Below are 18,740 nucleotides of genomic sequence, written 5' to 3' on the forward strand. Positions count from 1 at the left end.
TTTTCAAAGGTGCCGTCCCAACCTGGAAGGTACCTTGAATTAAGGAGGTGCCTTATGTTGCTTCGCAGCTATCGAAAAGAAATCTTTCGCCCGGAATGCAATCCCAGTTTTCAGTCTCTTCACTGCATCGCTCACTTGGATCAGGATATTGGGGAAGTCATTCCCTACCTGAACGCCGTCTTGGGAGGATCCCAGTTCACGCGTGAACCTCCCTCGGTGACCTTCAAGGCCCACGGCAAGCTCATTACGGTCCATCCTCGACAAATCGCCATCAATGCGCTCAAAGAACCGGAAGAAGCCGACAAAATCCTTCAATGGCTGCGCGAGGAAATCAACAGCATCTGGGACAAGCGCGCGGAAATCACGCCCAAGTTCGAGCCGCTGAAGAAACCTCAGGTATTTGCTATTTTAAAACATCTTCCTAAGACAAACTGTGGCGAGTGCGGGTATCCCACCTGCACCGTCTTTGCCGTTCATGTGTCGGAAGGCGGCCGCAGTCCGGAAAACTGCCCACATCTGAGTCCGGAACAGCGCCGGGCGTTGCATACGTACCTCGAGCCCTTTGACCTCACCGGCTGACAGCCCTCCGCAGGCCAAGGAGAGATTCCGTGGCGGAACGAAAACGCATTCTCTTTCTGTGTACCGGGAATTCTTGTCGAAGCCAAATGGCGGAAGCCTGGACCCGCACCCTCAAAGGGGATATCTACGAACCCTTTTCGGCCGGTGTGGATCCCAAAGGACTAGATCCTCGCGCGGTCAAGGCCATGGCGGAAGTGGGCATCGACATGAGAGGACAGCGATCCAAATCGGTGGAGGATCTGCCGGTTCAGGACTTCGCCTACGTGGTCACCCTGTGTAGCCATGCCCAGGAGTCCTGTCCCTATTTTCCCGCCAGCGTGAAACGGTTACACGTCCCCTTTGACGATCCTCCTCTCTTGGCGGCCGAAGCCGCCACAGAGGAGGAGGCCATGGCGCCCTATCGGCGGGTTCGCGACGAAATCAAAACTTTTGTCGAAAACCTCGATCTCTAGTTGGCGCCCAGGGAAAAGGTTGAGCGATTCATGGGGGCCTAGAAATACGCCCCGAAAATCAAGCCTGCCGTGGTGGACATAATCACCACAAGAGTCACGAACACCGCGGTCTTCCAAGTTCCCAGGACGCTTCGAATGACCAGCATGTTGGGAAGACTCAGGGCCGGTCCGGCCAAAAGCAGCGCCAACGCGGGTCCCTTGCCCATACCGGCGCCGAGCAACCCTTGCAAAATGGGCACTTCCGTCAAGGTGGCAAAATACATAAACGCCCCCACAATGGCGGCGAAGAAATTGGCCTCCAGCGAGTTGCCGCCCACAAGTCCGCTGACCCACCGGGATGGAATCAGACCTTCGGATCCGTCTGGACGGCCGAGCAAAAGGCCTGCTACAAGAACACCGCCGAAAAGAAGGGGCGTGATCTGTTTGGTGAAATCCCAGGTGGACAAAAACCAGGTTTCGGTCTCACCGCGCGTCGTGACCAAACACACCGTAAAAAGCACCAAGCCCGCCGAAAAGGCGATAAGGGGCTCGTGAGGAAACAGCCAGGCCAAGACGGCCACGGCGATGGCGGAAAAAACGATCTTGTAGGCTTTGACGCGAAACCACTGCACCAAAAGATAGCCCAAAAAGAGCGCAAAGGCGCCGCAGACATACCACTTGACGTTGTAGACCGCGTTCCAGAAACCCACGGGCGAGGAAGGTTTGCCCCAGGTGGCAAAGATGAGCACACCGACCATGCTGGCAAAATAGACCACGTTCTGCCACAGAGGCCTTTCCACGTCCGGAGCCGGCATGTGGAGCGCCGCGGCCGCTTTGAGCTGTTCCTCTTTACGAAAGATCAAATGCATCAACAGCCCGATCACGATGCTAAATAAAATGGCGCCCACGGCACGGGCGATACCCAAAGGCAATCCGAGAATGCGCGCGGTGAGCACAATGGCCAAGACGTTGATGGCCGGTCCCGAATACAGAAAGGCAATGGCCGGGCCCAGTCCCGCGCCGCGTTTCCAAATGCCGGCAAAAAGCGGAAGCACCGTGCAGGAACACACCGCCAAAATGGTTCCAGAAACCGACGCCACACCGTAGGCCAAAACCTTTTTGGCGCCGGCGCCTAAATATTTCATGACCGCGGCCTGGGAGACAAAACAGGCGATGGCCCCGGCAATGAAAAAAGCGGGAACCAGACAGAGCAAGACGTGTTCCTGAGCGTACCACTTGGCCAAGGCCAAGGATTCCAAAACCGCGCCGCGAAACCTCTGACTTTCCATGGGCAGCCAAAAAAGGATGAGAAAGGTGCCCACAATAAAGGTCAACGGTTTCCAAATCTCCGACCAGGTAATTTGACTTTTTTCCTCTTCTTCGGCCTGGACCTGTTCCAACGAAACGTTCGTTTGCGAGGCATCGACCCGTGCCATGACACAACCTCCTCAAATGGAATAATGCCGTCACGCGACCACATCGCCGCCGAGCAGCCCCTGGCTGCCTCGACGTATTACCATTTAGCAATGTATGATGATTTGTCAACCCCCTTGTTAAGGCGGAAGGTCTTCCAAAGATTTTTTAGTCGGAGCGATGGTTATGGAACTCCTTGACATGGCGGCAGCGCGCCTATATGAAAAGAAAGGAATGTAGAGGGAAGGTCTCGGTCGTGCTGGCGGCCTTTATGTGGGGGTCGAAAAAGGCGATGGTGGAAGCGGCGCAGGCGGCCAATTCTTATGGCGCCATGCGGTGCTTCTTCGAGGCGAAAAGGCGTACCGTGGGCTTTCAACGGAAAATCGAGGAGTGCAGCCATGGCATCAGAGGCAGGAATCAAGAAGGAAGGTCGGGGTCTCAGTCTGTTTGAGAAGTATCTTTCCGTGTGGGTGCTTTTGTGCATTGTGGCGGGCATCTTTTTGGGCCGGGTCGCTCCGGAGGTGGCTCGCTATCTTGACGGCTTGGCCATTTACGTCAATGAGGCCCCCGTGGTTTCTATCCCCATTGCCGTTTGCCTCTTTTTTATGATGTACCCCATCATGGTCAAGATCGACTTCGGCGAAGTGCTGATGGCGGGCAAGAACCTTAAGCCTGTCGGGCTGACATTGTTTGTCAACTGGGCCATTAAGCCCTTCACCATGTACGCCATCGCATTATTCTTTTTGGGATACGCCTTTAAGGGGCTCATTGGTCCCGACGCCGTCGACTATGTCAAGATGCCGCTGGGCTTGGATCTTCCCGTGGGGGCCACCCACGGCGTGGGCACGGTGGTGCTTCACAACGGCCTAAAAATGCTGGAAGTGCCCTTATGGCGAAGCTATCTGGCTGGATGCATTCTTTTGGGAATCGCTCCGTGCACGGCCATGGTTTTGGTGTGGGGCTATCTGGCCCGCGGCAACGACGGTCACACGCTGGTCATGGTCGCCATCAACAGCCTCACCATGCTTTTTCTTTACGGGCCGTTGGGAGGCTTCCTCCTGGGCGTAGGACGTCTTCCCGTGCCATGGCAGGCTCTGGTGCTTTCCATCGGCATCTATGTGGCTCTGCCTTTGGTAGCCGGCTATTTTTCTCGAAAACTTATCATTCGGGCCAAGGGTGTAGATTGGTTTGAACAGAAATTTTTGCATGTCCTGACCCCGGTGACCATCATCGCCTTGCTGGTCACCCTCATATTGCTTTTTTCCTTCAAGGGCGACGTTATTGTCGGCAACCCTTTGACCATCCTTTGGATTGCCATTCCTTTGTTTATCCAAACAAACCTGATTTTCTGGCTCGCTTACGGACTCTCCAAGGCGCTCAAGTTGCGTTATGAAGACGCGGCCCCCTCGGCCATGATCGGTGCCTCCAACCATTTTGAAGTGGCCATTGCCACGGCCACGCTGCTTTTCGGTCTGGCTTCCGGGGCGGCCTTGGCCACCGTGGTGGGGGTCCTGATCGAGGTGCCGGTGATGCTTATGCTGGTCAAAATCTGCCTGGGCACGCGACACTGGTTCACGGATTGGCTCAAGGGCATGAACCTACATGAAGCGGTGGCACGCCTCATGGAAGACGTCGGCCGTATGCAGCAGGAACTGAGGGAGCTGAAGGCCCGAATTCGGTAAGGATCCGAGAAAGGGCTCATAGGTTCTTTTCTTTTTGCCCCGAGGCCACGGAGGCGTTGCGGGCAAGGTGAGAGAAGCTTCGAGAAAAGGATCGGTGGTGAGCAAACGATTATTTGTGGGCACACCGTGGCGCCAGGCCGTGTGGCAGAGCCTGGCCCTGGTGGGCTTGGCTTTGATGCTGTCGTTCGCGGTCAACGGCCTTCGTTCGGATGGCTTGCCCTGGATCCAACCGGTCGGTCAGTGGGTGGGAGAAACCGGACTGGAAATTTCTTTGGACGAAGCGCAGATCCTTTATTTGACGGATCAGGCGGTGTTTCTGGACGCTCGAAGCCCAGAGGCATACCGTTCCGGCCATATTGACAAGGCCTTGAACCTTCCATGGGTTCATTTTTCGGAGAGGGCTTCCGAGGTACTGGACGGCTTGCCGAAAGAAACGCCCATCGTTACGTACTGCGATGAAGGCTGCCGATTCAGCGAAGAATTGGCGGCAGCTCTAACAGCACAAGGCTACGCACAGGTGCGTGCCCTGATGAACGGATGGTCTGCGTGGTTGGAAAGCGGATTTCCTGTGGCGACAGGCCCGTGATGGATTCGCGCTATGTTCCTGCTTAAAAAAAGAGTGAGACGTCACACCGAACGCGTGAGAACGCCGCATACCTGAACGGAGGTTCTTTGACCATGCCTTTCCATCCGATGGGCAAGCACGGCAAGACCGTGGACGATCCTGCGGCCCAACTTCGAGATCCTGTTCACGATGTGGACGATCCTTTGAGTCGTGAATTTCCAGACGTCAGTGGTGAGGATGAGGCCCACGGGCATGGCGCGTGCGAACACCATGGACACGGTCTCCACGCCCAGGACGCTTCCGGAAGCCGATTACTCCTTACCATGCTTCTCAATCTGCTGATTCCGTCGGCTCAGGTTGTCGGCGGCGTTTTGGCCAACAGCGTGGCCGTTCTTTCGGATGCCACTCACAATTTCGGTGATTTCGCCGCGCTGCTCATTGCCTACATCGCCTGGCGCGTGGGACGGCGAGGCGCTACGACGCGCCATACCTTTGGTTTTCGGCGCGTGGAAATCCTGGCTGCTCTGCTCAATGTGCTCCTTCTCGTGGGCGCGTGCTCGGTGATTCTTTGGGAAGCCGTTCAAAGATTCCGACACCCTCAAGAGATCTCCGGCTCATGGGTCATGGCCTTGGCCGCGGTAGGCGTTGTGGGCAACGGCTTTTCAGCGTGGCTTCTCCACCGTGATGCGGCCCATAACCTGAACATGCGTGGCGCGTTTCTCCACATGATGGGGGATCTTTTGACCTCCGTCGCCGTTTTGATCAACGGCGCCGTTCTTCTTTTCAAGCCATGGACCTGGCTCGATCCTTTGTTGTCGTTGATCATCGTGGCTTTGATTCTCAAGAATTGCTGGAGCGTTTTGCAGGAAGCCGTAGCGGTCCTCATGAACGCTGCGCCGCGCCACGTGGACATCTCCCGTGTCAAAGAAACCTTGGAAGCCCTCCCGGGCGTCCTCAATGCCCATTACCTTCATGCATGGCACGTGAGCTCCTCCAGCATCGCCTTTTCATGCCATCTGGTGATCCCGGACCAAAAGCTCAGCCAAGGGGAGCAGGTGAGGCGGCAGGCGGCCGAGGCGCTGCGGCGCCACTTTGGTATCGATCATGCCATTATTCAACTAGAAACCCTCTGCTGCGGCAACGGATCGCTGCTCTGTGAAGGATCGTGCCATGGAACAACCGCCATGCCCTCTACTGAGAGCTCGAGGGGGGAAGGTCGGGAAACACGGCCCGCGGCAACGTCGGTCCCGCTCCACGAGGGTCTTTCAAGAAAATCTCAACGCTTTCGTCAGGGCGCTTTAACGGTGGTGCGCATCGCCCTGGGGCTCGTTTTTCTGTACGCAGCCTACGAAAAGATTCTTGAACCGTGGGATTTTGCACAAACCGTTGACAACTATAAACTCCTTCCGGCCTGGGCCGTCAACGCGGTCGCCTTGGTGCTTCCGTGGCTTGAGGCTCTGGTGGGCGTCTGCCTCATGGCCGGACTGTGGCTGCCCGGAGCCTTCACAACGGCCACGGGACTTTTGGTGGTTTTTTTGGGATCCCTCGTCGTGAATCTGCTTCGAGGTGTGGATGTGGACTGCGGTTGTTTTGGCACGGGCGAAGGTGTCCGGAACTGGTCCATGCGACTCAGTATCCTTCGCGACGCCGTGCTTTTGGGCATGGCCGCAGTGGGAACATGGCTGGTCATGAGCGCGAGCCGGTCGGAACGGTTGAAACCGATGCAAGGAATTGGAGAGGAAACAGCGAGGTCAAGAGAATGACAAAGCGGGTTGTGGCACTTCTGGTACTGCTGGGCTTCGGCCTCTTCGGGGGCTGCCGTGGGCAGGCCATGGAATCGGAGCAGGAAATTCCCGTCAAGGGCATGGTGACCATGGTAGACCTGGGAGCCCATGAATGTATTCCCTGCAAGATGATGGAGCCGATTCTCAAGGAGGTGCAACAAGAATACGACGGACGCGCCGCCGTCATTTTTGTCGATGTCTGGAAGGACCGGCAGGCGGCGGCCCGATTCGGCATTCGTGTCATTCCGACGCAGATTTTCTATGACAAAGAGGGCAAGGAAGTCTTTCGACACGAAGGCTTTCTGGACAAGAAGAGCATCGCCCATGTGTTCAGTAAGCTGGGCGTGGAATAATGGACCCCGAAAAGGAGTGGGGGAGTGCAGGAATTTTTCCTGATGGTCAACCAATGGATGAGCGGGACAGGGGTTGCCGCGCTCGTGGGCTGCTTTCTTTGGGGTATGGTGTCGGTGGTGTTGAGTCCGTGCCACATGGCGTCCATTCCTTTGGTCGTCAGCTATGTGGCCGGCCAGAACCGAATCTTGTACCCCCATGAAGCGGCGCGTTACGCCATTGCCTTTACTCTGGGACTGTTCACAACCATTGCTGTCATCGGCATCGTGTGTTCACTTTTGGGGCGAATGCTGGGGGATGTGAGCCCCTACTGGACCGTGGTCGTGGGCCTGATTCTTTTGTGGTTGGCCCTGGACATGATGGGGGTGTCGGTCTGTTCTCTTTCCGGAGCCAAACTGGCCAAGCTTCAGCTTCGCGGTTTGGGAGGAGCTCTGGTCCTGGGGTTGGCCTATGGAATCCTTTCGGGCTCCTGCACCTTTGGATTTATTGCACCGATTCTTGCGGTCATCACGGTTCAAGAGCAGATGTTCACGGGGATTGTTTACATTGTGCTGTTTGGCATTGGTCATTGTGTTCCCATCGCCGTCGCCGGAAGCTGCATGGCCTTGGTCCGCAAAGTCATGGCCAACGGCACCTTTCAGCAGGGAAGTTTATGGATTCGCAAGGCGGCCGGGGTCGCCATCGGCCTTTTGGGCATCTATTTCATCATTCGGCCCTTCGTTTCCGCCTGAGCGCAAAGGCCTCATACGCCGTAGGGAGGCGCTGTCCATGTCGGCTTCCTTTCTGTTTGCTCGACGAGGCGCAACATCACTTGTATGGTGGGTCATCTGGTCCATCGTACCGATTGTTGGAGCCATTGGAGTGACCAGGGGGTGGAGCGCGCAACTCTTCACTCTTCAGGACTGTGTGCACACGGCCCTGGAAAATAATCCTGAACTTCGAGCCCAGCGTTACGGCCATGAAGCGCTGAAAGAAGAGAAAATCAAGGCAAGGGCCGCGTTTTTCCCGTCCCTAGACATTCAAAGCCTTTACACGCGCTTCGGCGAACCGCAGCGTGTGATTCCCGCACACGCCAACAACGAACCCGGAGTCTTTGACCGCGATCTCGTGGATACCGCCCTCATCGGCCACCTCATTCTTTTTGAAGGGGGACGTCGCCGGGCCGCCGTTCGCGTTGCGGAACTCAAAGCGGACCAAGCCCTGTGGGACTTGACCGCCTCCACCCACGACTTGGTGCTCAACGTGGCTTCCGTGTTCTACAAAATCCTGCAACTTGATCAGGTCCTTCGCGCCACCGAAGGGTCCCTGGATGCCCTTCGAGCCCACGAAAAACTGACTCGCCACGAACTGGACGTGGGGCGAGTCGCTCCCGTGGATCTCATGAAACTTCAAGTGCGGATGTCCAGCCTGACCCAAAAGCTTTCTGCCCTTCGAGCCGACCGCCAGGTGCTGCTGGTTTTCCTTGCAAGACTCATGGGTGTGAATGCCGAGGATCGGCCCTTTGTGAATGTCTCGGGTTCTCTGGAAAAACCCTCACCGGCACGGCTCGCTCATGACCAGGCCCTTAAGGAAGCCATGGAAAATCGGCCGGAAATCAAGGCGATGCGCGCCGCCGTTCAGGTAGCCTTGGAAAATGTTCGAGCGGCCCGCGCCGAGCATTGGCCTCAGGTTTCCGCCTTTGGCCGCTACGGCCTGCGCCACGGTTTGCCTTACGACGCCGACGAGCCATCACACGGATTGTCCCACGAAGACACGTGGGCCGCGGGAGTTCAGGTGAATGTGCCCTTGTTTCGGGGGGGAGCTGTGCAAGCAGGTCTGCGTCAGGCAACACTGCTTGCACAACGGGCACGGGAGCAGCTTCGAGCCTCGGAACTGGCCGTGCGCCAAGATGTGGAACGGGCCTTGACGGCCCTCAAGGATGCCCTGGATCGCATGGACGTGACGCAGGCGGCCGTCGGCGTCGCTCAGGAAACGCTTCGCATCGAACAAGAAAAATACGTTGCCGGCAAAAGCAGCATCAACGATGTCCTGGATGCTCAAGCCGCCTTGCTGCAAGCCGAGGTGGAATATGCTCAAGCCATCTCGGATGCACAGATCGCCGTCTTGGAACGTGATCGGGCGTTGGGCCGTGACCTGGCACAACGTTTTCAATGAGGGCATCAAGTGCCCAGCGGGCACGCCTGCATCAAGGCCGTTTTTCCCTAAATGTGCGGGCGCCTCGCTCCACGTGCCAGGCCGTGTGCCACATGGGCTTCAAAGCCCGGGCGCTTCGCTGCCCATGCCGAACAATGTGGCCTTGTTCTTTGGGGCGCAGGCAGCGGGTGCTTTGTGCCAGGCCAGTCGGCCTTTTTCCCCTGGGAACGCCGGCGTCTCGCCCGCTTTTTCAATGAACAAAAGGCACGGGCCTTTGCAGCGGATTTTTGACGCCTTGAGTGAAAACACCTTATGGCTGAACGGCGCACACCGCGATCTGGCCTGTCAAAACCTCACGGCTCACAAAGCATGGCCCTATACGGCGTCTTGCGGTGCTTCTGTGGGATCATGGCGTGTCGCGCCTTACGGCGCTTCTAGAGCGTGAAGTCAAAGGGGCAAGGGAAAGCCGTTCACGGACGGGCGACGAAGCCGTTTCGAAACGACAAGACCGTAAGCGCCCCGGCCCCGAAGTTGGGCGACCAAGGGAAACGGCAGGAAAGGGAAGGGGATGGACAAACGCAATCGGCTTGCGCGGTGGGGAATCCTGGGGGTGGTTTTGGTCATTGTGGTGGTTTTGGGTCTTGCGGTTCAGAGGGCCAAGAAACGACTGGCCTCGGCCCCTGTGTGGCGCGAACGGCCTGTGCCTATGGAAACCGATACCGTGCGCCGGGAAACACTTGCCGAAACCATCCGCTACCTGGCTCGTTTGGAGCCGGCTGTTCAGGCGACCGTGTCGGCGCGCCTGACGGCCGACGTGACGGCGGTCCTAGTCAATGAAGGGGACCGCGTGGCCAAAGGAGACCTTTTGGTCACTTTGGACGACCGTGACCTAAAGGCCGAAGTGGAAACCCTCAGGGCAAAGGTGCAAGCCCTACAGGCTAAATTGAAAGCTGTCGTGGCTTTGAAAGCCGCCGCACGCAAGGACGCCGAATATTATCGTCTGGAATGGAAACGAGATCAGGCGCTTTACGAAAAGAAAGGCATCAGTGCTTCGGCCGCGGACAGTTCCCGAAATCGCTTCAACACCGCTCTCGGGCGCTGGCAGTCCTTGGAGGCGGAAGTGCGCAGTGCCCGGCGCGAGGTCAAAGCGGCGCAGGCGCAGCTCACCGAAGCGGAAACCCGGCTTTCCTACACGCGGCTGGATGCGCCCTTTGACGGCGTGGTGCGTCGCCGATTGGTGGATCCCGGTGATTTGGCCAAGGCCGGCGTGCCGCTTTTGGAGCTCATGGACTGTTCCGAAGCGAAACTGGCCTTCGACGCAGTGCAGGAGGATATGGTTTTTCTGAGTCCTGAACAAAAGCTGCGTGTCCAATGGCCAGAAGGTTCTACCGGTTTGCCCCAAGAGATTGCTATCCGCCGCATTTTTCCGGCTTTGGAAGCGGCCAAGTCGGTGCGGGTGGAAGCGGATTTTCCGTGGACCTGCGACACCCCCCTGAGGTTCGGATCCTTTGTGCCCGTGGAAGCGGTGGTGCGGGAAGGGACTGGACTGAGCGTGTCCCGAAGGGCTGTGGTGGCTTCGGCTCACGAAGGGAACTCTATGGTCTACGTGGTTCGAGAAGGACGATTGAAGAAAGTGCCCGTGAAAGTGGTTTTGGCCACGTCGGAACGCGTTTTGGTGCAAGGAGATTTGTCCGAAGGGGAAGCGACCGCCGTTGGCGAATACCTCCAATGGGTGCGATGGCATGAGGGGCTTTTGGTCAAGGTGGAGGAGCGCCCATGAATCCCCACGGCTGGGCATTGAAAAATCCCTGGGCCGTTCTCGTCGGGAGCCTCATCGTGGCGGTCATGGGCATGAGGGCCTTTTTGACCATGCCTGTGGAATATTTTCCCGACACCAACCCGCCCCAGGCTGCTGTGATCATCGTGCAGCCGGGAGCGGCCGCCGTCGACGTGAATCGGCGCATCACCGAAGTGGTGGAAAAAGAACTGTCGAGCTTGTCGGGTTTGACCAAGCTCTCCTCCACGTCCCGCGACGAGGTGGCTTCCATCAATGTGCAGTTCGGCTATGAAAAACGGATCGGGGAAGCCGTGACGGACATTCAAAACGCCTTGAGCCGTATTCGGGCCGATTTGCCAGAGGATATTCTCGAACCGCGTATTTATCGCATCACGGATGCCACACGGCCTGTGATAACCCTGTCGGTGCGACCCAAGCCCGATGCCGGCCTCTCCCTCGGCCAGGTGCGCCTTCTTGTGGACAACGACATCAAAGACGAACTGCTGCAATTGCCAAATGTGGCTGATGTGGACACCTTCGGCGGGCACAAATTGCAGGTCAATGTATGGTTGGATCGAGATCGCCTGGAAGCCTATGGATTGACCTCTCAAGATGTGGTGACGGCGGTTGCGGAATACAATATCACGGCTCCCGCCGGATTCATAGAAAGCGCCGACACCGAACGACTGGTCAAGACCGTGGGCGAGTTTCGCGACCTCTGGGATGTGGAAAACACGGTGGTGAAACAGACCCGTGACGCTTACGTGCGCATCAAAGACGTGGCGCGCGTGGAACTGGGCATCGAGGACCTTCGAAGCCTCTATCACGGCAACGGCAAAGAGGCCATCGGCATCAACGTGCTTCGCGCCGAAGGCGGCAACGTCATGGGAGCCATTCAAGCCGTCAAGAAGGCACTGCCGACCTTGATGGAAAACTATCCCCAATTGGCCTTCGAGATCACCAACGATCAGCAACCGCTCATTGAGCGCAACACCAGCGGCATGCGTTCATCCCTCTACATGTCCATCATGCTCACCGTGATCATCATTTTTCTTTTCCTGGCGGATTTGCGCACATCGGCCGTGTCCCTGGTGAGCATTCCCTTGTCCTTCCTTTTTGCGCTATCCCTTTTGGGACTCACAGGCCAAACCCTCAACGTGGTCACCCTGTCCGGCTTGATCATCGCCACAGGTATGGTCGTGGATGCCACGGTGGTCGTGGTGGAGAATATTCATCGCCATCAACGGCTATGTCCCGAGGAGCCCATTCGGTGCGTGGAAGGTGCCGTAGGTGAGATCCTTTTGTCCATCTCGGCGGGGCTGCTCACCACCGTCGTCATGCTGGTCCCCATTATGTTTGCGGGGGGCTACGTTGAACAGGTGATGCGGCGTTTTACCCTGACCCTCTGCTATGCTCTTGTGGGATCGCTTCTGGTGGCCGTCTACGTGGTGCCTCCGGTGGCTTTACGCCTCATTCGCCACCCTAGTGGTCCGCGTCAAAAAAGGGCAAACCTTTTGGAACGCATGGCGATCCCCTTTAACCGTGCCGTGGAAAAACTCGGGAATGGGTACGTGGCTCTGGTCCGACAAGCTTTGCGACGGCGGTGGCTTTTCTTGGGGTTGGCCATGGCCGCCTTCCTTGTGACCATGCGAATCGTTCCGCAGCTCATCGGGCGCGATCTCATGCCGCCCATGGATTCCGGATTCGTGAATGTCCTCTTTGAATTGCCGCCGTCGGCTACGGTGCGTCAGGTGGAAAAGACCCTAAAAACCGTGGAGGGCATCGTTCAAAAAGAACCCAGTGTCCGCATGATTTCTTCCGTGGTCGGATCTGAGCCGGGCGAAGTGTCCTTTGGTGCCGGCGCACAAACGGCGCAAAAGGTGACCATGGTCGTGACCTTGACCACCCGGGACCAAAGGGATCGAACCATTTGGGAGATTCAAGACGCGTGGCGAAAAGAGATCGCCACCATTCCGGGCCTTCGATCCCTGCAGGTCTATGAGTACGGAGCGACGGTCATGAGCACGTCTCGCGCTCCGGTGGATTTGGTGGTCATGGGAGGCCACAGCCCGTCCCTGCTGTGGCGCACTGCCGTGGAATTGCGGCGTCGACTGGAAGGGATTCCGGGCCTTACGGACGTGGTGCCCGGATGGTGGCCGGACAAGGAGGAGGTTCGCGTGGAGGTGGATCCTCGCATCGTTCGGGTCTATGGGACCACGCCCGGTCAGGTGGCTCGGTCCCTACGGCTGGCCGTCGGCGGTATTCCCGCTTCTGGGCTTCGTCTTTCTGGATTCCTCGATGTGCCCATTCGCGTGGCCTACGCGGACCCGTGGGTGAAAGATCCCAAAGTGCTTGAAAGTCTTCCCATTCCCACATCCCAGGGCCCTGTGCCCCTGCGCACGCTGGCGCGTGTGCAGGAGGAAACGACCCAAACCTTGATCACTCGGGAAGACCTGACCCAAACGCTGAACATTACGGCCTTCAACACAGGGCGCCCTCTGAGTCACGTGCTGGCGCGGATCAAAGACGTCGTGACCGGCATGGCCTTGCCGGGAGGCGTACGCATCAAAATGAGCGGCACGGCGGCCGACATGCAGGAAAGCATGCAGCGGGTCATGCGGGCGCTCCTACTGGGTGTAACCCTTTTGGTGGTGCTTCTCATCGGAACCTTTCGATCCTTTCTCGTGCCGTTTCCCATCCTCGTCGCCATTCCTTTGGCCACCATCGGCTCCATGTGGGGCCTGCTGGTTTTCGCCAAACCCATGTGCATGCCGGCCATGATGGGCATGGTGCTTCTGGCGGGGGTGGTGATCAACAATTCCATTTTTCTCATCGATTTCATCCGCCAAAGTCTCGCTCAGGGCTTATCTCGGCAAGAAGCCATGGAAGAGGCGGTGCGGCTGCGCCTGCGCCCGGTGCTCATGACCACGGTGTCCACCTTTGTGGGCATGTTGCCCATGATTCTGGAAACGGCCGTGGGTCTAGAGCGCATGTCTCCTTTGGCCACGGCCGCAGGCTTTGGACTCCTTGCGGGCACGTTCATGACCTTGGTCATCACGCCCGTGACCTACAGCCTGCTGGATGATGCCGCTCAATGGATTAAGAAACGATGGGGATAAATGCTGGAGGTCAACAATGCCAGTGCTGAACATCACGTCGGAAGAATACATGGCCATGAAAGGCATTGTCTTGGACGGCGACAAAGATGAGGCGCTGCGCCTGATCAAGGTTTTCCTCAGAAGGTTGGAGGCAGATGAAAGAAAAGCCCTCAAGTCGCACCTGGACGGCAGCTAGCCATGTGTTTGAACATGGCCTCCTGGTATCATCGTTGATATAAGATTCTAAAAAGCGAAGAAAAATCCTACTCGCTTCTAAAGCTCGAGGAACGCCCTGATGTCTTCTTCCCAAAAATCCAGCGCCACGGTGACGACGGCACGGCATCCCTTGCGTCGGCTCTTTGACGGCTGCACGGACTGTGACATCTGCCGGTTTCTTATGGACGAAAGTTGCCTGCTGTTTCCTGAGATGTACCGCCTCTATGACGAAGCCTTGGCCCAGAAGCAATCCCCTTCCCTTGAGGTTCTCAACGACCTTACGGATCGCTGCACTTTGTGCGGCTTGTGCCCGTGCCCGGATGTGCGATCCAACGTGATTTTGGCCAAGGCCATGCGAACACGGCGCCAGGGCCTGGAACCGGGGGCTCGCGTCCTGTCCGATGTGCAAACCTTTGCGCGCCTGGGGCGAAAAGCGCCTCGAGTCGCCAACGCATTGCTGTCCCTGCCCGCGGTGCGCCGCCTTTTGGAAAAGGTCTTTCAGCTGCATGCCCACAGGCGTCTGCCTCCACTGGCCACGGAGGATTTTTTTTCGTGGGCCGCCAAAGAAGGTCTTTCCCGTAAGGGGACACCCCCACCCGGGACGGTGCGCATCGCCTACTTCGTGGGCTGTACGGCCGCCTACCTTTTTCCGGAAGTGGCGCGCGCCGTGGTGCAGGTCTTTCGGGCCGCGGGGGCTCACATCGAAGTTCCTCCTCAACAGTGCTGCGGCATGCCCACCGTGGTGGAAGGGGACATGCCACGAAGCCTGCAACGCATCACGGCCAACATGAGCACTCTTTTGCGTGCGGTGCAGGATGGCTTCCATGTGGTGTGCTCCTGTCCCACGTGCGGCTATTTCATGAGAAGTCTTCTGAAGGAAAACGCATGCCTGGCCACCGGGTGCCTGGAAACCGCGCCGCAAGCCGAACCCCAAAAGCGGGGCGCGGCCGGGCAACCATGGCATGAGGTGCCGAAGGCCTTGGGTTCGCCACAAAGCACATCGGGCCAGACGTACGGGCCCAGTTCCCTGGCCGACGATGCCTTTTCGAGCCTCAGTCCGTCAGAGCGCCTTCAGCTTGCCCAAAACCTTTGGGATGTGGGCGAAGCCCTTGGGCGATTACGGCACGAATACGGCTGGCATCCTCGCTGGCGTCCCCTAAAAGGCCGATGGATTTATTACGCGCCATGCCATCAAAGAGAACAGAACATCGGTACGCCCTATTTCGATCTGCTTCAAGAAATTCCCGGCTTGGAGCTGAAACGTGTAGGCAGCAGCACCGACTGCTGCGGCATGGGGGGAAGTTTGGGATACAAGAAGGCTTTTCACGAAAAATCCCTGCAACTGGGCGCATCGCTCATGGACAAAATCATCAAAGAAGCTCCCGAAGCCATTGTCACGGATTGCCTGAGCTGTCGGCTGCAGTTTCAGCACGTTCTCGGTCTTTCGGTGCATCACCCCGTGGAAGTTCTGGCTCGGGCTCTGGCGGCTCCCCGCTGAAACGCTCCACCTCCATCGATAGAGAATCCCTTTTTGGCTGATGTTCCCTCGGCCTGCGGAAAAAAGCGCAGCACAAAAGAGGGCAAGGACCAGAGGGGTCCGACGGAATCGGCAGAATGGGTCGGCCTTCATTGACGCCATGCAAAACATCGGTCCCGTAGGTGATCGGCAGATCGAAAGGGACGGGGCGTAGCAGCGCGGTCAGACGGTCGATGGGAAAGAACAGCCCGCCTAAAAAGATCATGAAAAAGCGAAAGGAAAGAAATTGGAAAAGGTCTGAGCTTCAGAGATTTCGCTCACCGCGACGGCCATGAAAAGCCCGAGAAAGGTGAAAGCCATGGTTATGAGAGCCACAGCCGCCGACAAAGGAAGCCATCGCACGGGGCCAAGGTCGGTCAGAAGGACGACGAGAATCAGGGGCACGCCGGCGTTGGCCATGCCATACACAGTAGCATCGCTGCTATTGGTCATCATCAGCCGCACAAACACACCTGCCAGCGTTGGCCGGCCCAAGCTGGATTTCAGAACGTCCACGCCACGCCTTCCAAAGCCCGCACCGGCGGGCCCACTCCAATGGGCTGCAACGCTTTAGGGCGCAGAAGCGCTCCGGCTTCCATGGAAAACATGACCGTGCTGAACAGACCGGCCATATCCTGAAGGAGTTCATCCGGAGAGTGTTGCGCGCAGGTCACATGCACAACGAAATGATCCTTGACAGGCTGGAGCACTTTGACCACGGAATCCATGCGCACAAGGCGGGCGGCGAGGAGGAACGCGATGCGTTGGCACAAGCGTTGGGGCTTCCTCGATGCAATGGGTGCTGAGGAATGGGGTCGTGCCGGTTTGATGAAGCCCGGCAATGAGTTGGCGCACGTGGCCTCCAGAGCCCACATCGATGCCGGTGGTCGGTGCATCGCGAAAGAGCATGACGGATTTGTGAACAATGCCGGAGGCCCGCGTCACTTTGCTTTCATGCCCTTGAAATATCCGGCAAAATTTGTGTGCGCGGCTTCCGTGAGCCCAAAGGTTTCCAGAAGTTCTTAGTCACGCTGTTCCCTCTTATTTTTAGCCATGCCGTAGGGCGCCACGCCAAAACACCGGTTCTCAAAGCCGGTCAGTGCGGGGTAGGGGTGGCGCTCGCCGGGAATGACACCGGTAGGGTGGTGGGCGGTTTTGGGGCTTCGTGCGCAGAGCATGCCGGCGAGGGCTAGCGTTCCGGCATCGGGGCACGCCAGACTCTTAAACATATTGATGGTGGTGGTTTTTCCGGCACCGTTAGGCCCAGGAAAACCAAAGATTTCTCCATCGGCCACAGCTTCCACGGCTCCAAAGCCCTTTCGAAGTCCTTTCACCCAATCATCAAATCGGGTATGCCGTTTCTCTTCAATGACGTGGAAGCACGCGGGTTTGCCGAAGAAAATCAACCATAAGGTCAAAGAAGGCTTCCCAGTTCGAAGGGCAGTCATTATGATCGGCGTCGTAAGCAATGAGTCGGCCTTGGCGCGCAGCCTGGGCCAAAGCCTTGCCGTGGGAGAAGGGCACTACGGTATCGTGAGTTCCGTGCACGATAAGCACGGGGGCCGCGTAAGACGAAACCACGGCCTCGTTATCAAAAGAGTCGCGAAGGAGAAAACTCGGAGCAAAGTAACGCCTGGCAAAGGGGCGAAGACTGGTAAAGGTGGACATGAGAATGAGCGCCGCAGAAGGTCTTTGGGACGCCAACGCGCAGGCGGCACCTCCGCCGATGGATCTACCGAAAAGGATGATTCGGGAAGTGTCCACATCGGGCCTTTGGGTCATGAGGTCATAGGCTGCGCAAAAGGCACGCGTGATGGTCTTTTGAGAAGGCTTTCCCAGGGATCGCCCGTACCCCGGGTATTCCAGAAGGAGCACGTGAAAGCCGCGGCGATTCAAGCCGCGAAAGGTCTCCGGCCACAGATCGATCAATTCCCCGTTGCCATGGGCGAAAATGACCAAAGGTCTTGGAATGTCTTGGGAGATGCTGCTCGGAAGAAACCAGCCTTCAACCTTGGCGCCGGGAACATCCACCCAGATCCGTTCCACGGATGCGGGAAGGGATGGCATCTCGGACACGCCGATGAAAAATGAAGGGAAAATGAGATGGCGCTGCAGAAAAAACAAAAGCAGACAATACAGGGCATAGCATCCCGCACAGAACAACACCAATCGAATGCCCGCCATGCTTTGGGGCTCCTTCTTAGCCTAGCGCTCTTTGTAACCTGCGGCTCGCCGAGTGAGGCTCACCCACCACAGGAACCGTCGGCCCCGTGCCTTCATGCGACCTACAGCATTTCTTGGAACGGTCTTCCGGTCGGCAAGGCGAAGTTGAAGTGCCGCCGTTTCGGCCAAGAGGTTTTGGTGCAGCTTCAAGGAAGATCCGTCGCCGCCCTGAATGCCGTTTATCCCCTAAAATTGAAAGTCGACTCCCGCCTTCGCGCCGACGGCACGCAGCCCTTACAATATCAGGAAAAAACCCAAGAAGGACGAAAAAAAAACAAGACGAAACAAATCGTTTTTGCGCCCGAGCAAAACGCCGTCAAAGTATTCAAAAATGGAAGGCTTCGAAGAACCCTCGAGGTGCCTCAGGGCACTGTGGACCCTTTGGGGGCCGTCTATCGGTTCCTTTCGGCATCCTTCGATGCCATGCAAACCCGCGGCATTACGGTGACAGACGGGAAAAGGGTCTTTGAATTGCACATGACGCCGTTGGGAGAGGAATCCGTGCAAACGCCCTGGGGCGCGCGCACCGCCGAGCTTTGGCAGGCCTCGGCGCGCGTCCTCGCTGGAAAACCGCACGCTCTTGAACAAGTAACCCTGCACGCCTGGACACTCTCGAGCCGCCCCGCCACTTTGGTGAAAGCCACGGTGCGTTTTCGTTTCGGAGCATTTTCCGCACAAATCGAGAAATCCGAGGCGTTCGAGGATGTCGGCTAGGTGTTGGGTCCCATGTTATAGTATTCCACGAAGAAGCTATCCGCTGTTTCGTGCCCGCGAGAGGCTGCGCGTCATGGTTTCAAACGCAACATGGAGGTCATCATGCTTGTAAGAATACATAAAAGAGCCCGAACCACCCCGGCCATCCGCAAGGAGATCCAGCAGTCCACCCTATCGGAGCGAGCTTTAGCCACCCAGTATGGGATCACCAGAGCCACCGTGCGCAAATGGAAACACCGCGACAGTTGTGAAGACCGC

18 protein-coding genes are annotated in these 18,740 nt (G+C 57.5%); 13 read left to right on the top strand and 5 right to left on the bottom strand.

Translation table 11 applies throughout. The features are described 5' to 3' along the window. Positions 1-54 precede the first annotated feature (54 nt). Positions 55-579 carry a (Fe-S)-binding protein gene (locus tag EDC27_RS10235; protein ID WP_123290507.1) on the top strand — a complete coding sequence of 175 codons (525 nt, stop codon included), beginning with the start codon at positions 55-57 and terminating at the stop codon, positions 577-579. Positions 580-608: 29 nt separating this feature from the next. Next, complete coding sequence (locus EDC27_RS10240) at positions 609-1,031, top strand: arsenate reductase ArsC (RefSeq protein ID WP_123290508.1); 423 nt, start codon at positions 609-611, stop codon at positions 1,029-1,031. 38 nt (positions 1,032-1,069) lie between these two features. On the opposite strand, the gene EDC27_RS10245 is transcribed toward EDC27_RS10240, so the two are convergent. Beyond that, positions 1,070-2,371, bottom strand: coding sequence for a permease (locus EDC27_RS10245; RefSeq protein WP_170161754.1), 1,302 nt, complete (start codon positions 2,369-2,371; stop codon positions 1,070-1,072). A 450-nt stretch (positions 2,372-2,821) separates the two neighbouring features. Here EDC27_RS10245 and arsB point away from each other — a divergent pair, with 450 nt between their 5' ends. The 10 genes from arsB to EDC27_RS10290 all read left to right on the top strand — a co-directional run bounded on the left by arsB (position 2,822) and on the right by EDC27_RS10290 (position 15,527). Then, entirely contained in the window at positions 2,822-4,105 is a 1,284-nt protein-coding gene (arsB, locus tag EDC27_RS10250; protein WP_123290510.1) for an ACR3 family arsenite efflux transporter, read from the top strand. 97 nt (positions 4,106-4,202) lie between these two features. Next, entirely contained in the window at positions 4,203-4,691 is a 489-nt protein-coding gene (locus EDC27_RS10255; RefSeq protein WP_148045734.1) for a rhodanese-like domain-containing protein, read from the top strand. Positions 4,692-4,783: 92 nt separating this feature from the next. After that, positions 4,784-6,433, top strand: a complete 1,650-nt coding sequence (locus tag EDC27_RS10260; protein ID WP_123290512.1) for a cation diffusion facilitator family transporter — start codon at positions 4,784-4,786, stop codon at positions 6,431-6,433. After that, the gene (locus EDC27_RS10265; protein ID WP_123290513.1) at positions 6,430-6,807 is read left to right on the top strand and encodes a thioredoxin family protein; all 378 of its coding nucleotides are present in this window, start codon (positions 6,430-6,432) and stop codon (positions 6,805-6,807) included. Before EDC27_RS10260 ends, EDC27_RS10265 begins: the two co-directional genes overlap by 4 nt. Positions 6,808-6,831: 24 nt before the next feature. Next, a complete protein-coding gene (locus EDC27_RS10270; RefSeq protein ID WP_245994438.1) occupies positions 6,832-7,536 on the top strand; it encodes a cytochrome c biogenesis CcdA family protein in 705 nt (234 codons plus the stop codon). A 37-nt stretch (positions 7,537-7,573) separates the two neighbouring features. Beyond that, complete coding sequence (locus EDC27_RS10275) at positions 7,574-8,959, top strand: TolC family protein (protein WP_123290514.1); 1,386 nt, start codon at positions 7,574-7,576, stop codon at positions 8,957-8,959. Between the two features lie 547 nt (positions 8,960-9,506). After that, positions 9,507-10,718: an efflux RND transporter periplasmic adaptor subunit gene (locus tag EDC27_RS10280; protein WP_123290515.1), complete on the top strand. Its 1,212-nt coding sequence runs from the start codon at positions 9,507-9,509 to the stop codon at positions 10,716-10,718. Beyond that, positions 10,715-13,834 carry an efflux RND transporter permease subunit gene (locus EDC27_RS10285; RefSeq protein WP_123290516.1) on the top strand — a complete coding sequence of 1,040 codons (3,120 nt, stop codon included), beginning with the start codon at positions 10,715-10,717 and terminating at the stop codon, positions 13,832-13,834. Before EDC27_RS10280 ends, EDC27_RS10285 begins: the two co-directional genes overlap by 4 nt. Before the next feature lie 16 nt (positions 13,835-13,850). Then, the gene (locus tag EDC27_RS16035; RefSeq protein ID WP_170161747.1) at positions 13,851-14,009 is read left to right on the top strand and encodes a hypothetical protein; all 159 of its coding nucleotides are present in this window, start codon (positions 13,851-13,853) and stop codon (positions 14,007-14,009) included. Positions 14,010-14,108: 99 nt separating this feature from the next. Beyond that, entirely contained in the window at positions 14,109-15,527 is a 1,419-nt protein-coding gene (locus EDC27_RS10290) for a heterodisulfide reductase-related iron-sulfur binding cluster (protein ID WP_123290517.1), read from the top strand. A gap of 240 nt (positions 15,528-15,767) precedes the next feature. Here EDC27_RS10290 and EDC27_RS10295 read toward each other — a convergent pair whose 3' ends face one another. From EDC27_RS10295 to EDC27_RS10315, 4 genes are all read right to left on the bottom strand, one after another. Next, positions 15,768-16,061: a hypothetical protein gene (locus tag EDC27_RS10295; protein WP_123290518.1), complete on the bottom strand. Its 294-nt coding sequence runs from the start codon at positions 16,059-16,061 to the stop codon at positions 15,768-15,770. Next, positions 16,049-16,318: a hypothetical protein gene (locus EDC27_RS10300; RefSeq protein WP_123290519.1), complete on the bottom strand. Its 270-nt coding sequence runs from the start codon at positions 16,316-16,318 to the stop codon at positions 16,049-16,051. Before EDC27_RS10300 ends, EDC27_RS10295 begins: the two co-directional genes overlap by 13 nt. 249 nt (positions 16,319-16,567) lie before the next feature. After that, positions 16,568-16,879, bottom strand: coding sequence for an ATP-binding cassette domain-containing protein (locus EDC27_RS10310; protein WP_170161748.1), 312 nt, complete (start codon positions 16,877-16,879; stop codon positions 16,568-16,570). Between the two features lie 31 nt (positions 16,880-16,910). Continuing rightward, positions 16,911-17,729 carry an alpha/beta hydrolase gene (locus tag EDC27_RS10315; protein ID WP_123290522.1) on the bottom strand — a complete coding sequence of 273 codons (819 nt, stop codon included), beginning with the start codon at positions 17,727-17,729 and terminating at the stop codon, positions 16,911-16,913. Between EDC27_RS10315 and EDC27_RS10320 the strand changes: the two genes are divergently transcribed. Further along, the gene (locus EDC27_RS10320) at positions 17,649-18,482 is read left to right on the top strand and encodes a DUF3108 domain-containing protein (RefSeq protein WP_123290562.1); all 834 of its coding nucleotides are present in this window, start codon (positions 17,649-17,651) and stop codon (positions 18,480-18,482) included. The two genes, EDC27_RS10315 and EDC27_RS10320, sit on opposite strands and share 81 nt — an antisense overlap. Positions 18,483-18,740 lie beyond the last annotated feature (258 nt).

This window comes from Desulfosoma caldarium (genome assembly GCF_003751385.1).
Lineage (GTDB): Bacteria > Desulfobacterota > Syntrophobacteria > Syntrophobacterales > DSM-9756 > Desulfosoma > Desulfosoma caldarium.